This window comes from Vibrio sp. YT-16, assembly GCF_033337405.1.
Lineage (GTDB): Bacteria > Pseudomonadota > Gammaproteobacteria > Enterobacterales > Vibrionaceae > Vibrio > Vibrio alginolyticus.
The window spans coordinates 13,580-25,792 of the sequence record NZ_JAWOQQ010000025.1; the positions used below are offsets into that span (position 1 = coordinate 13,580).

The window sequence follows — 12,213 nt, forward strand, 5'->3', positions numbered from 1 at the left end:
AGAACCTGCCTAACAGCAACACTTTCTCCGATGGCTAGAACCTGCCTAACAGCAACACTTTCTCCGATGGCTAGAACCTGCCTAACAGCAACACTTTCTCCGATGGCTAGAACTCGCCTAACAGCAACACTTTCTCCGATGGCTAGAACTCGCCTAACAGCAACACTTTCTCCGATGGCTAGAACCTGCCTAACAGCAACGTTTTCTCCGTGGCCAGAATGCGTTAACAGCAACGTTTTCTCCGTGGCCAGAATGCGTTAACAGCAACACTTTCTCCGTGGCCAGAATGCGTTAACAGCAACGTTTTCTCCGTGGCCAGGATGCGTTAACAGCAACACTTTCTCCGTGGCCAGGATGCGTTAACAGCAACACTTTCTCCGATGGCTAGAACTCGCCTAACAGCAACACTTTCTCCGATGGCTAGAACCTGCCTAACAGCAACGTTTTCTCCGTGGCCAGAATGCGTTAACAGCAACGTTTTCTCCGTGGCCAGAATGCGTTAACAGCAACACTTTCTCCGTGGCCAGAATGCGTTAACAGCAACGTTTTCTCCGTGGCCAGGATGCGTTAACAGCAACACTTTCTCCGTGGCCAGAATGGAGAAAATAGCAACGGATATTCCTTTTATTGAGTTGTTAGTGATTAAAAATAAAATAAATTTGTTCTTGACGGGATATATTTATATCCCGTATAATATAATGGAACCGAACAAGAAGGGGGTTCAAAAGGGAACACCCCTGTAAAGGAGGTATCTTGATAATCAAATCCTTTAATCGCTCTTTAACAGCCAGTTTTTTTATTGCCAGGGTCGGCCAAGTAGGGAAACCCATGTGGGAACCTTACACAGCCAATAACTCGTTTATGGTTTTCAGTGAAAATCCAGAGTTAGACTTTCAGAGAGTTAAAGCGGCGTATGAGTCCGGTGCTTTCAAGGTCTTTTCCATTGGATCTTGTCAGCCCTTTATCAGACTACGTGATGTTCGTGAAGTGTTAGCCAACGTGGAAAACATGAACGAACGCCACTTGAAACAAATGGCACTGCTCGAACAGCACATAGCTTTACAGCAGGAAAAACTGGATAAACAGCGCGAGTTGCTTAAAGCATTGCAAAAAGCAGCTTACGCGAACTGTTAACGATAGGGGGGGGCGAAAGCTCCCCTACAAACAAAGGAATACATGATGAAAAGCAATAGTGAAGCGCAACGCCGATCAGCTTTGAAAGAAAAGCTATCCGCTATCTGTACTGTTTCTGTAATGCAAGATGATGAAAAAACTAACTCTATTGGCGTATCGTTTGAATATTTAGGGGTTTTATACACAACGTATCTTGATGCAGAAACCGAATGCGGCGAACTTCTAAAGCACAACCCGAATGACATTACGGTGATTGAAAATGTTGGTACAACCAATGCTAATGATCTCATCGCATTTTTCGAGGGCTTACCGAACATTGAAGGGATTTTGAAATAAGGTGCTATATGTCAGCGATACAAATTAAAGTGGATGGTGATCAGGTATCACTCATTTATGAAGAAAAAAACGGTGAAAACATCGCTAGAAGACTGAACCAACTCAAGGACGCTTTAGGTATTACTTGGTATGGCATGGCGGCGGTTTTCGGTTTAAAGCCAACTGAGGCTAGTGTAAGGCTCTTTAAGCGGTGGGCGCGAGATCCAAGCTTGGCAAGTTATCAAGAAATGCCGGAGAGCCAATGGAAATACCTGTTAACTCTCACCGAAGGGCAAGAAGTTATTAAACGCCAGGATTAGGCGGTTATTGTGGCTCTTTCGAGTGGTTCATATTGGCGTGGCTCATTTAACTTGCTCGTTGGTATTAATGAGCTATTGTTTGTGGGTAGGCTCGTATGGGTATAGTCAAAAAAGCTAGGCGGCTAAAAAGGTGATGTTTTGAAATTAAGTGTCGATTTTTCAAAACTGCATGAAGCAGTTTCAAAAATGAGTGAGAATGAAACTAATAGTGATGATCTAGAACTTGCACGACAACAAGCAATTGAAGCTGATCTTTGTTGTTCAAAGACTAGGTTAAAAGATGAATTTCGCATGAAGCCAAAACCCGATGCTGAACCCGTGAAGTTCTATAAAAATGACTATGGAAAGTCATTTGGTGTTTATCGCATTGCTGATTGTGTGCCTATGAGAAAAAAGGTTAACAAGTTAACAGAAAAGCAAGATCAGAACGCCAAACGGTTGGGGCTACAATCCAAGCTAAATAGCCGGGTTTGTAAGGCTGGAAAGTCTATAGAAAAAATTATGGCTGGTTCTCCGCTAGTCCTCGATACTGAAACATCAGGATTAAGCTCTGTAGATCAGGTTATTGAAATTGGAATTTGTGATTTGTCCGGGCGAGTCTTAATGGAACAACGCATTAAGCCAACCGTTGCTATTAGTGAAGGTGCTTTTGAAAAACACGGCATATCATTATCTGATTTGTCTGACTCTCCATCTTGGCCGGATGTGCTGGAAGAAGTGAAATCCATCTTATCAGGCAGGAAAGTAATCATTTTTAACTCTGGTTTTGATTTGGCCATGTTGTCGCAAACTTGTGCTGCTTTTAATTTAGATAGCTCATGGTTAGAAACGCTCGATGTTAAATGCGCGATGGAATTGTGCGCTTTGGCTTTTGGGGCGACTAACCGTTACGGTTCAATTTCCCTGGAAGATGCTAGTTACTTTGCACAAGCGGAATGGAAAGGTGAAGCGCATAGCGCGATTGCTGATAGCATCATGACCGCCGATATTCTTAATAATATTTATCAGTCATACCGAACCACACTTGACCAGTTAGAAGAATTAAAATGAAGGTAGCTAGAATTTACCTCAGAGTCAGCACAGAACAGCAAGATTTGACACGGCAAGAAAGGCTTATTTCTGAGGCTAAAGCTGCGGGATATTATATTGCGGGTGTCTATCGTGAAAAGGCATCTGGCGCTCGCGCTGATCGGCCTGAAATATTACGCATGATTGCCGATTTGCAACCAGGTGAGATTGTTATTGCTGAGAAATTGGATCGTATTAGCCGATTACCTCTTGCCGAAGCTGAACAGTTGATAAAGGCCATAAAGGACAAGGGAGCTAAGTTGTCAGTTCCTGGGATCGTAGATTTATCAGATCTCGTTGATGATGCAAGCGGGGTTACTCGCATCGTTCTTGAATCTGTTCAAAATATGCTATTAAAGGTTGCCCTTCAATCTGCGCGTGATGATTACGAAGACCGAAGGGAGAGGCAAAGACAAGGTATTGAAGAAGCAAAGAAAGCAGGGCGCTTTACAGGTCGAAAAGCAGACACTAAACGGCATGACCTTATTGTTGCGCTCCGAATATCAGGTGAATCAATCTCTGATACCGCTAACAAAGCAAATTGTAGCGTTGCTACTGTTAAGAGGGTTTGGCGGGATTACAACCTCTCACAAAAGAAAATAAGCTCATAACCTTACTTACAGGCCAGGGATACGCACCTTTGATGATATGGCTCGTGCTTTTGAGTCTGAATGTCCTAGCTCATTGATTAATGCTGGTATGACAGTGGCCAGCATGTAGTTTATTACTGCACTACTAGGGGCTTTTTCGTCCTTTTCCCATTGTGCAATTCGAGAGTGTGTTAATTTCATTCCTAGTGCTGCGTTCATTACCGCTAACGCCTCTGTCAATGTTCCATCGCCACGTGTGACAATAGATCGCCATGTACTAACCAGGTTTGGCGATTCGGGCTGAACTGTAGCCGGCTTTCCTACTCTGCCAGTTTTTTTGATCTGCGGTTTCAAATGGATTCCCCTTTGTATTGATGGCATAATTAAAAGGCCGGATTCTTCTTAGTCGAAGGGATGGCAGCCCCGGATCAGCGTGGTGGCTTGTCCGGGGCAATGTACCTATTTACCATTCTCTTTTCTATATCTTCCTATTTCATCAAAAACATCCAAAAAAGTTTGCCAACTCATTGAATGCCATCTGAACGGCTGACCACTATCAAATGCTTTAATTATTTCTCGCGTTGCGTGACTCATTCCCTAGTCCTCCAATAAATCAAGAAAGAGGACGGATATTGCCCGTCCTCTAACTTTAGTTACTTGCTGATGTGTGATTCACATAGATTGGCAAACACCCCTGCATGAGCTTCATGCTGAAAGTCTGCGACTGGGAACTTGTCACTCGTTAGAGCCTTTACGTTTTCAGGCTTTAGCTTACCAATAACAGACCAACCTTTAGGCTCACCCTCTGCTAGACCAATGTTTGCATGGTCGTTTACAAGTGGCTCAACCGTGAATGATTCGAATTGGTTTAGCTCGTTAATGTCGCTGAAATAAAACAAAGTAGTCATTTGGATTTCCTTTTTAGTCGAAGGTTAAATAAATCGCAGTGAACTAAGTGGTGGTGTCCCTTGCGATATGTTTAATATAATACTCTAACGGTATTATATCAAGTGCTTTTTCTTCGTGCGCACGAAAAAAACGCAAATTAACATTTTTTTTGTGTAGTTTTATATGGGCTTTAGTTGGCGTTGTTTATAAAAAAGAACAGTGAGATATTAGTCCAAATAATGACCTGTAGTATTTATAAAATATACGATAAGCCTTTACTGGTAAGGCTTTGTGATCCTTTGTTTTTGCCTCTGACTAGCACGAAACCTAGTTGTTTAGTGTCATATCATTGTGATATCTGGTGCATATTTATGAGTTATTTTCTACGCAAATAGTTGATATGTGCTATATGGAGTATTTTTTTTAATTGTTTCTGGAATTTTAACATCAAAATGGTATATATTGATTTTCAGGTTAAGTAATTTTAACGTATGATCCACGCCGGGTCTGATAAGGAGATTAAAATGAACCTAACGTCAGTATGTGCTGTTGGTGCTGTTGTTGCTTTAGGGGTTGTGGGTACTTTAGCCCCTGCTCCTGCGCAAGCAGCCTCCCAAGATGAATGTGCAATATGGATATGTTTACCTGGGGGCTTCCCCTCTGGTTGTGGCGCTGCTAAATCGGCTCTAAAAAAGCGAATCAAGAAGTTTAAACCGCCTCTACCTGCTTTTTCTTCCTGTATGGTCAGTAGTGGCAGTAATAGCAGTCAAATGTCATACAACCATAACTTTGCGGCGCTTATTGCTGAACAGCGCATTTGTAAACGTTGGGGAGGCAGGGATGATAACCGATGTGTTGGTGGTTGGGAGGTTATCCCACAGCACTATCAAAAAGGCACTCGTTGTCGTCGTGATCGTGACGGTTATCGTTCTCCAAGAGGTTGCATTGCGACGAAACGATATGTTGATGTTTATGTAGATGGCCAAGCTGCTGGCCCAACTTACTACTGGTAGTTGAGGGGGCGGCTATGGATCTATTCGCTGTATTAGCTGTGTGCGCTGCTTTGTCGGGCGGGGATGCTCACAAAGATTTACCAAACGTGAGTAAATCTGAATGTGAAGCAGCAAAAGTTCAGTATCAAAGCACTTTGCAAACCATCCAGTTAACTGGATCAGATCGGGACGCCATTGGGCGAGTTGCTTTTGCGGAAGCGGCAAACCAAGGTGATAGTGGTCTAGCTGGCGTTGTATATACGATTTTGAATCGTCTAATTAGTGGTCAGTTTGGCAATACAGTCACGGCGATAGTCAATGCGCCCAATCAATTTGAACCTGTTCATAAAGCCGGAGGTTGGAAAGAACTTCCGATTTTATCACCCATTCAACAGACCCGAATCGAAACCATTATAAATTTGGCTCTCGAAGGACGATTGCCAGATTTGACTAATGGCGCTTTGTTTTTTCAAAACCCTGATGTAGTGGCCGCAAGAGAAAAGCAAGGAAGCGTATCAAAAGGATTAACTCACTTTGGCGGTTCTTCGCCATCGGCGGTTATTCAAGATCACGCTTTTTATGCCTCGATTAATAGTAGTGGTTCATCTTCTGCACCAGTGAAAGTTGAAGCAAAACGTCGACCTAAAGCGAAAGATTGGGATGCTTTTGGAGTCGCAGAAGATAAGGCTCTAGCCAGCGCCCAAGGCTGGAATGTGTTTAGCGATGGTGGGTCTTCTGAATCCGTCTTAATTGGCGGTAAGGATGCATCACAATGAATCTAGTAATTGTTGAATCACCAGGAAAAGTTAAAAAGATACGTGAGATTTTAGGGCAAGGCTGGGATGTTCAAGCGAGCGTTGGCCATGTGCGCGATCTTCCTGAGCGTGAAATGGGCGTAGAAGCGCCAGATTTTAAACCTCACTACGTCCCAACGGAAAGGGGTAAAGACGTATTAGCCAACCTTAAAAAGTCTGTCGATAAGGCTAATGCTGTTTATTTGGCGACTGACTTAGATCGAGAAGGTGAGGCGATTGCTTGGCACTTAAAGCAAGCGTTACGTTTGAATAATCCTCAACGAATTTTGTTTTCTGAAATTACCGCTAAGGCGATCAAGTCTGCTTTGGTGAACCCTACCGCTATTGATGTGAAAAAAGTTGCAGCTCAAGAAGGACGGCGAGTGGCTGACCGTCTTGTGGGTTATATGGTTTCTCCTAAATTAAGCCAAATGGCGGGTAGGCGTGGTTTATCTGCGGGGCGAGTCCAATCACCAGCCGTTAGGATTGTCGTTGATAGAGAACGAGCGATACGCAATTTTAAACCAACCAATCACTTTGGCGTTTTGCTTAATTTTGGTGAGTGGAATGCGGAGTGGGAAACCAAACCGTTTTTGCTCGATGGCCAAGATTACATTTTAGATAAAACGTTGGCTGATGCGGTGGCGAACATTCGTCATTTGAATGTTATTGATTGCGAAGAAAAGCAAGAGAACAAAGCACCACCACCGCCTTTTATTACCTCCACGATGCAGCAAGCGGCATCAAATAAGTTACGCATGAAACCGAAAGCAACGATGGATGCAGCTCAAAAGCTCTATGAGCAAGGGCATATCACTTACATGCGAACCGATAACCCTAATTTATCAGAAGATGCGCTGATGGAAATCTACCAGGTGTGCCAGGTAAAAGGCTTGCCTATGGTTGATAGCCCTCGAACTTGGAAAGCAAAAGGTGATGCTCAAGAAGCCCATGAAGCGATAAGGCCAACACACTTTAATGTGGAAGACGCCGGGGAAACAAAAGAACAACGAGAGCTTTATAAGCTGATCTGGTTAAGGGCTTTAGGTTGTCAGTTAGCCTCGTCTAAATATGCAGTGCGCATTGCTAAATTGCGTGGCGTGGATGCCCTAAATGGAAAGCCTGTTGATTTCTTAGCTAAAGGTCGTGCGCTGATTTATGAAGGTTGGAAAGCCCTGTATAGCGATGACACGGAAAGCGATGAAGACAAAGAAAAGAACCTTGAAGGTGCGAATAATCCAGTGCCTAAGCTAACGCCAGGGGAAACAATTACCGCGCATTCTGGCCACGTTCAAGCCAAGAAAACTAAAGCTCCATCCCGATTTACAGAAGCGGCTTTGATTAAAGAGCTTGAAAGGATGGGAATTGGAAGACCGTCTACGTATGCGGCCATTATGGAAAACATTAAGGGGCGAGGCTTCGTTGCTGATGATAAGGCCGGAAAATATTTACTACCTACAGATATAGGTGAGTTGGTTGTTGATGCGTTGGTAAATAGTCACTTTAGTTTTATTGAATATGACTTTACTCGTGAAATGGAAAACAAGCTTGATCTAGTAGCTGATGGCCGTTCGTCGTATCGAGAAGTAGTGTCAACTGTTCATAGCTCGTTAGAGCGAGAAATGACACACATGAAAGTGACAGCCGCGCCAGAGCATCCATGCCCTGATTGCGGTAAACCTATGTTTCTAAAAAAAGGGACTAAACCGTTTTTTGGCTGTTCTGGATACCCGGAATGTTCAACGACATTACCAGCCGTAGGAGGTAAGCCAGGTAAAAAAGTTGTTCGAGAAATTGCTGATGTGCCTTGTCCTAAGTGCGGGAAAGAGCTTATTAGGCGTAAAAAACGGGCGATTGGTGGAAAGAAAGGGTACGACTTCTTTGGTTGTTCTGGTTTTCCTGCCTGTGATGCTAAGTATCAAACAGTTGGAGGAAAGCCAAAAGTTTGAACTTAGTCAATCAAAGTTATGTATATTGACAATCAATGTGCTATACTTTGATTTAAATGGGATGGGTTATTCATGGAGAGAGCGACAACGAAGAAAAAACAATTAAAATGTCCAATTTCGACAAGCAATATTGGACATTTTGAAATGAAACATGACGTTATCAGTGAACCAGAGCTGATTGATAACCTGGAAAGCAAAGCAGTAAAAACAATGGCTTTAGTGCAGGGTGAAGACGGTAAATTTTGTATTTATGTAACCCTGACATGGAAGGAGGGAAGACAGCTCTTAGAAACACAACGTAAAGAACCAAGGACTTGGGCGAGTCTTGATCGTCTTGTTAAACACATTAATCAAAAGTACGAAAACGTACCAATTATTCAGTTGGAATTAAGGAGTAATAACAATGAAAACGGCAAACATCAAAAACGTGAACGGAGTGGAAAAGAAAGAAGTTAGCAAAACTCGTCAGTTCATGGCCAACCTTTGGTTGGTGGTGTGTATGGTGATGATTCCAGAAATCGCAATGGCTAACCCAATTTCAGATGGCGTTGATTGGGTTCTAGACCTTCTTACTAATGGCATTGCGCGAAGCCTGGCTATCATCGGTATTGTTTTTCTTGGTTATATGGCTTGGGCTGGTCGCATTACAGGCGAGGCGTGTGGAAAATTCGTCGGCGGTATCGTTCTAGTCTTTGGTGGTGCAACCATCGTTGACCTGATTATCGCAGCCGTATCTTAAGGGGGCTGCAATGGCATCAGGTATCGATCCGCTATTTGTTGCCGCCACGCGCCCCGCGATGAAGTGGGGCGTCACTCTTGACGGCATTATCATCGGGGGTGGTCTGGTTGGGATCGCTATGATTGGAACCGGGAACCCCTTCACTTTACTTCTCTATTTACCAATTCACGGCGTTATGTATCTGCTGTGTTTGCGTGACCCTCGCACCTTTAGATTAATTCTGCTTTGGGTTGGTACAAAAATGAAGTCTCTTGGATGGCGACATTGGGGAGCATCAACGGCCACACCGTTGGTAAACACTCGCGGCGTAAGGAGAATGCCAAAATGACAACGGAAAAACGCAAAGTTCAAGAAGTGCCTTGGCATCGAGAAAACCCGGTTGCAGACTTCATTCCTTATCATGCTCAAGTGAATGAAAATACTGTTAAAACACAGGGTGGTGATTATCTGCAAATTATCAAACTGGATGGTGTCGCGCATGAGTCGGCAGATCCTAGTGATGTGGAAGTGTGGAAAGAGCAGCTTAATATTTTGCTTCGAAACATTTCTTCACCACAAGTTTGTTTGTGGACGAATACTGTACGCCGTGAAAGCACTGTATACCCAAACGGTAATTTTTCAGGAGAGTTTGATTCTGGCCTAAATGAAAAATACCGTGACCATGTAACCAAAAAGCAAATGATGGTTAACGAGCTGTATCTAACTATTGTTTATCGTCCGGCGGCTACAAAAGCATTGGGGTTCTTTTCCAAAATGGAAAAGAACAAAGAAGTGCTACGCCATCAACAAGAGGAAGCTATCGAGAAGCTAGATGAAATTGTTTCTATCGCTGTTAGCTCTCTCAATCGTTATGTTCCAAGGGTTTTAGGAACATATCTACGCAATGATATTTTGCACTCGGAAGCATTAGAGTTCCTAGATTTTCTAGTGAATGGCGATTGGATGCCTAGAGCGTTACCGCGCAAAGTCTTGTCTGAGTGTATAGCGCGAGTTCGCCCATTCTTTGGTGCTGATGCCTTTGAACTTCGCGGAGTTACAGACTCTAAAATGGGCGCTTGTCTTGGCATTGCTGAATATCCAGAAGGAACAGAAGCGGGGCTGCTAAATGCTTTATTATCTGCGCCGTTTCAAATGGTTCTGACTCAAAGCTTTAATTTCTTATCTAAGCCAGTAGCCGTTGAGTTGTTAAGTCAGCAACAGCAACGATTGGAAACTACGGGTGATTTAGCAATATCTCAGGTTGATGCAATCAATGATGGGCTAGATGATTTGGCATCAGGAAGGATTGTATTTGGTGAGCACCATTTGTCGCTAACTGTCTTTGGTGACACACCTCGCCAACTTCGAGCTAATTTGTCTGCGGCACGTACAGAGCTTGCCGATTGCTCAATGGTTGTTGCTCGTGAAGATTGGGCGTTGGCTGCGGCATATTGGGCGCAACTACCAGGTAACACAAAATACCGTCCTCGTCCTGCGCCTATATCGTCACGTAATTTTGCCGGATTCTCTAGCTTTCATAATTACCCAACAGGCCAGCGAACAGGGAATCAATGGGGTTCGGCTGTAACCATGTTTAAAACCACTTCTGGCGCACCATATTACTTTAATTTTCATGAGCCATTAGATAACGCTAAAGCTAAGAAAAAAGAGCAATTAGAGCGTGAAATGGGGAATAAGGCACTAGAAGAGCTGGAAGGTAAGGAAGAACAAAAAGCTTTAGGTAACACGTTAATTATCGGGCCATCTGGTTCTGGTAAGACGGTTGTTCAAGGCTTCTTAATGGCACAGAGCAAAAAGTTTAACCCTACTCAGGTGATTTTCGATAAAGACCGAGGTCTAGAAATTTATGTTCGTGCAAGTGGTGGGGTTTACCTGCCTCTTAAAAGTGGCGTTCCAACTGGTTTTAACCCGTTCCAGTTAGAAGACACCGAAGAAAACAAACTGTTCTTGGTTAATTTGGTGAAAAAGTGCTGTGGTGGCCAATTCACTAACCAGGAAGAAAAAGAGATTTTCAGTGCAGTTAATGGCGTTATGGGATTACCAATCCAAAAACGCCGTTTAGGGCGCTGTATGGACTTTCTAGATCCTGTTTCTGATAGTGGCCCTGCTGCGCGATTAGCTAAGTGGTGTAATGGTGGTTCGCTTTCTTGGGTATTGGATAATGATTCTGATGCGTTGGATTTCACAAACAACAATATGTTTGGTTTTGATGTGACGGAGTTCCTAGATAACGAAGAAATCAGAACGCCAATAGTGATGTACCTATTCCACCGTATTGAATCTTTAATTGATGGTCGTCGCTTTCAGATGTTCATGGATGAGTTTTGGAAACTACTTCTCGATGAATACTTTGAAGACCTGGCGCAAAACAAACAGAAGGTTATACGTAAGCAAAATGGGATCATGGTTTACGGTACTCAATCACCGAAAGACGTTCTCAAATCTAAAATTGCTCACTCTTTGATTGAGCAGTGCGCAACGTTCCTATTTATGCCGAACCCTAAAGCAGACCGTAAGGATTATGTAGACGGATTGCATTTAACTGAGCGTGAATACCAGTTAATCAAAGAAGATATGGCTCCTGGCTCTCGTCGTTTTTTGATTAAGCAAGGACATAACAGTGTAGTAGCAGAGCTGAATTTAAAAGGTTTTGATGATGAGTTGGCGGTTATTTCTGGCACAACAGATAACGTTTCGTTGATGACTAACATCATTGAACAGCATGGGGAAGACCCGGCAATTTGGCTACCTATTTTCCACGAGCAACGGAGGTTTGCGAAATGAAAAAACCATTATTAGCGGCTGCAATCGCCCTGACTATTGGCGTATCTCAACCAAGTTTTGCCGGAGGTATCCCGGTTATTGATGTGGCGGGATTAACGCAAAGCATTACGCAAGTTCAGCACATGATGACGCAAATTCAACAGATGCGAAATCAACTGGATACGGCGCGTCAAAACCTTAATAGCATTAAGGGGGTGCGCAATATGGCCAACGTTATTAACTCTGCCTATGACACAGCAATCGACGTTGATCCTCAGTCCATTTTAAGTTCTACAGGGCTGAAAAATGCCAGTGATTTAACTCGTGTTACTGGTGCGGGTGCTGACTTGCTGAATAGCGGCAATTTAGAGACAGCGAATTGGTTAGCTCAATCTCAAAAATCTTTGGAACAGTCTAAAGCTCGTTTTACTGAATTAAGCGGCTTGGTTTCAAAGGTTAATGCCGCGCCGGAGCAAAAGGACATTCTTGATCTGCAAGCTCGTATTGGCGCAGAAGAAGTGATGCTTCAAAACGAAATGGCCAAATTAACTATGCTTCGCTCTCAGGCAGAAGCTAATCAGGCTATTCATGCTCAAAAGGTAAAGCAAGCGTCTATTCAATCGTCCGGTCAACTTAGAACGGTATCGTGGTAAGAGGGTAT

At 43.5% G+C, this 12,213-nt stretch carries 17 protein-coding genes; 14 read left to right on the forward strand and 3 right to left on the reverse strand.

Annotation, left to right across the window (positions count from 1 at the left end):
* The 6 genes from R7F07_RS23320 to R7F07_RS23345 all read left to right on the forward strand — a co-directional run.
* On the forward strand, positions 1 to 261 hold a 261-nt coding region (locus R7F07_RS23320; protein ID WP_318110567.1), incomplete at its 5' end, for a hypothetical protein.
* A 492-nt stretch (positions 262 to 753) separates the two neighbouring features.
* Positions 754 to 1,134 (forward strand): DUF6943 family protein, encoded by a 381-nt coding sequence (locus tag R7F07_RS23325; protein ID WP_229625222.1) that lies wholly within the window; start codon positions 754 to 756, stop codon positions 1,132 to 1,134.
* A gap of 45 nt (positions 1,135 to 1,179) precedes the next feature.
* Positions 1,180 to 1,470, forward strand: a complete 291-nt coding sequence (locus tag R7F07_RS23330; protein ID WP_140344256.1) for a hypothetical protein — start codon at positions 1,180 to 1,182, stop codon at positions 1,468 to 1,470.
* Between the two features lie 8 nt (positions 1,471 to 1,478).
* Positions 1,479 to 1,769, forward strand: coding sequence for a hypothetical protein (locus R7F07_RS23335; RefSeq protein ID WP_140344255.1), 291 nt, complete (start codon positions 1,479 to 1,481; stop codon positions 1,767 to 1,769).
* Positions 1,770 to 1,907: 138 nt separating this feature from the next.
* Positions 1,908 to 2,819: a 3'-5' exonuclease gene (locus R7F07_RS23340; RefSeq protein ID WP_318110568.1), complete on the forward strand. Its 912-nt coding sequence runs from the start codon at positions 1,908 to 1,910 to the stop codon at positions 2,817 to 2,819.
* Positions 2,816 to 3,448 (forward strand): recombinase family protein, encoded by a 633-nt coding sequence (locus R7F07_RS23345; protein WP_140344254.1) that lies wholly within the window; start codon positions 2,816 to 2,818, stop codon positions 3,446 to 3,448. The genes R7F07_RS23340 and R7F07_RS23345 overlap by 4 nt, the downstream gene beginning before the upstream one ends.
* A 6-nt stretch (positions 3,449 to 3,454) precedes the next feature.
* On the opposite strand, the gene R7F07_RS23350 is transcribed toward R7F07_RS23345, so the two are convergent.
* From R7F07_RS23350 to R7F07_RS23360, 3 genes are all read right to left on the reverse strand, one after another.
* Entirely contained in the window at positions 3,455 to 3,781 is a 327-nt protein-coding gene (locus tag R7F07_RS23350; RefSeq protein WP_265572455.1) for a hypothetical protein, read from the reverse strand.
* A gap of 105 nt (positions 3,782 to 3,886) precedes the next feature.
* Complete coding sequence (locus tag R7F07_RS23355; protein WP_265572454.1) at positions 3,887 to 4,021, reverse strand: hypothetical protein; 135 nt, start codon at positions 4,019 to 4,021, stop codon at positions 3,887 to 3,889.
* A 59-nt stretch (positions 4,022 to 4,080) separates the two neighbouring features.
* The gene (locus R7F07_RS23360; protein ID WP_265572453.1) at positions 4,081 to 4,335 is read right to left on the reverse strand and encodes a hypothetical protein; all 255 of its coding nucleotides are present in this window, start codon (positions 4,333 to 4,335) and stop codon (positions 4,081 to 4,083) included.
* A gap of 504 nt (positions 4,336 to 4,839) precedes the next feature.
* Here R7F07_RS23360 and R7F07_RS23365 point away from each other — a divergent pair.
* From R7F07_RS23365 to R7F07_RS23400, 8 genes are all read left to right on the forward strand, one after another.
* The gene (locus tag R7F07_RS23365; protein ID WP_257970068.1) at positions 4,840 to 5,328 is read left to right on the forward strand and encodes a conjugal transfer protein TraL; all 489 of its coding nucleotides are present in this window, start codon (positions 4,840 to 4,842) and stop codon (positions 5,326 to 5,328) included.
* Positions 5,329 to 5,342: 14 nt separating this feature from the next.
* Positions 5,343 to 6,083 (forward strand): cell wall hydrolase, encoded by a 741-nt coding sequence (locus R7F07_RS23370; protein WP_265572452.1) that lies wholly within the window; start codon positions 5,343 to 5,345, stop codon positions 6,081 to 6,083.
* Entirely contained in the window at positions 6,080 to 8,050 is a 1,971-nt protein-coding gene (topA, locus tag R7F07_RS23375; RefSeq protein ID WP_265572451.1) for a type I DNA topoisomerase, read from the forward strand. The genes R7F07_RS23370 and topA overlap by 4 nt, the downstream gene beginning before the upstream one ends.
* Positions 8,051 to 8,122: 72 nt before the next feature.
* Complete coding sequence (locus tag R7F07_RS23380) at positions 8,123 to 8,506, forward strand: hypothetical protein (RefSeq protein WP_140344249.1); 384 nt, start codon at positions 8,123 to 8,125, stop codon at positions 8,504 to 8,506.
* Positions 8,454 to 8,789, forward strand: coding sequence for a TrbC/VirB2 family protein (locus tag R7F07_RS23385; protein ID WP_140344248.1), 336 nt, complete (start codon positions 8,454 to 8,456; stop codon positions 8,787 to 8,789). The genes R7F07_RS23380 and R7F07_RS23385 overlap by 53 nt, the downstream gene beginning before the upstream one ends.
* A 10-nt stretch (positions 8,790 to 8,799) precedes the next feature.
* Entirely contained in the window at positions 8,800 to 9,117 is a 318-nt protein-coding gene (locus tag R7F07_RS23390) for a type IV secretion system protein VirB3 (protein ID WP_069547494.1), read from the forward strand.
* On the forward strand, positions 9,114 to 11,573 hold the full coding sequence (locus tag R7F07_RS23395) for a VirB4 family type IV secretion/conjugal transfer ATPase (protein ID WP_265572450.1): 2,460 nt from the start codon (positions 9,114 to 9,116) through the stop codon (positions 11,571 to 11,573). Before R7F07_RS23390 ends, R7F07_RS23395 begins: the two co-directional genes overlap by 4 nt.
* Positions 11,570 to 12,205 carry a type IV secretion system protein gene (locus R7F07_RS23400; RefSeq protein WP_140344246.1) on the forward strand — a complete coding sequence of 212 codons (636 nt, stop codon included), beginning with the start codon at positions 11,570 to 11,572 and terminating at the stop codon, positions 12,203 to 12,205. The genes R7F07_RS23395 and R7F07_RS23400 overlap by 4 nt, the downstream gene beginning before the upstream one ends.
* Positions 12,206 to 12,213 lie beyond the last annotated feature (8 nt).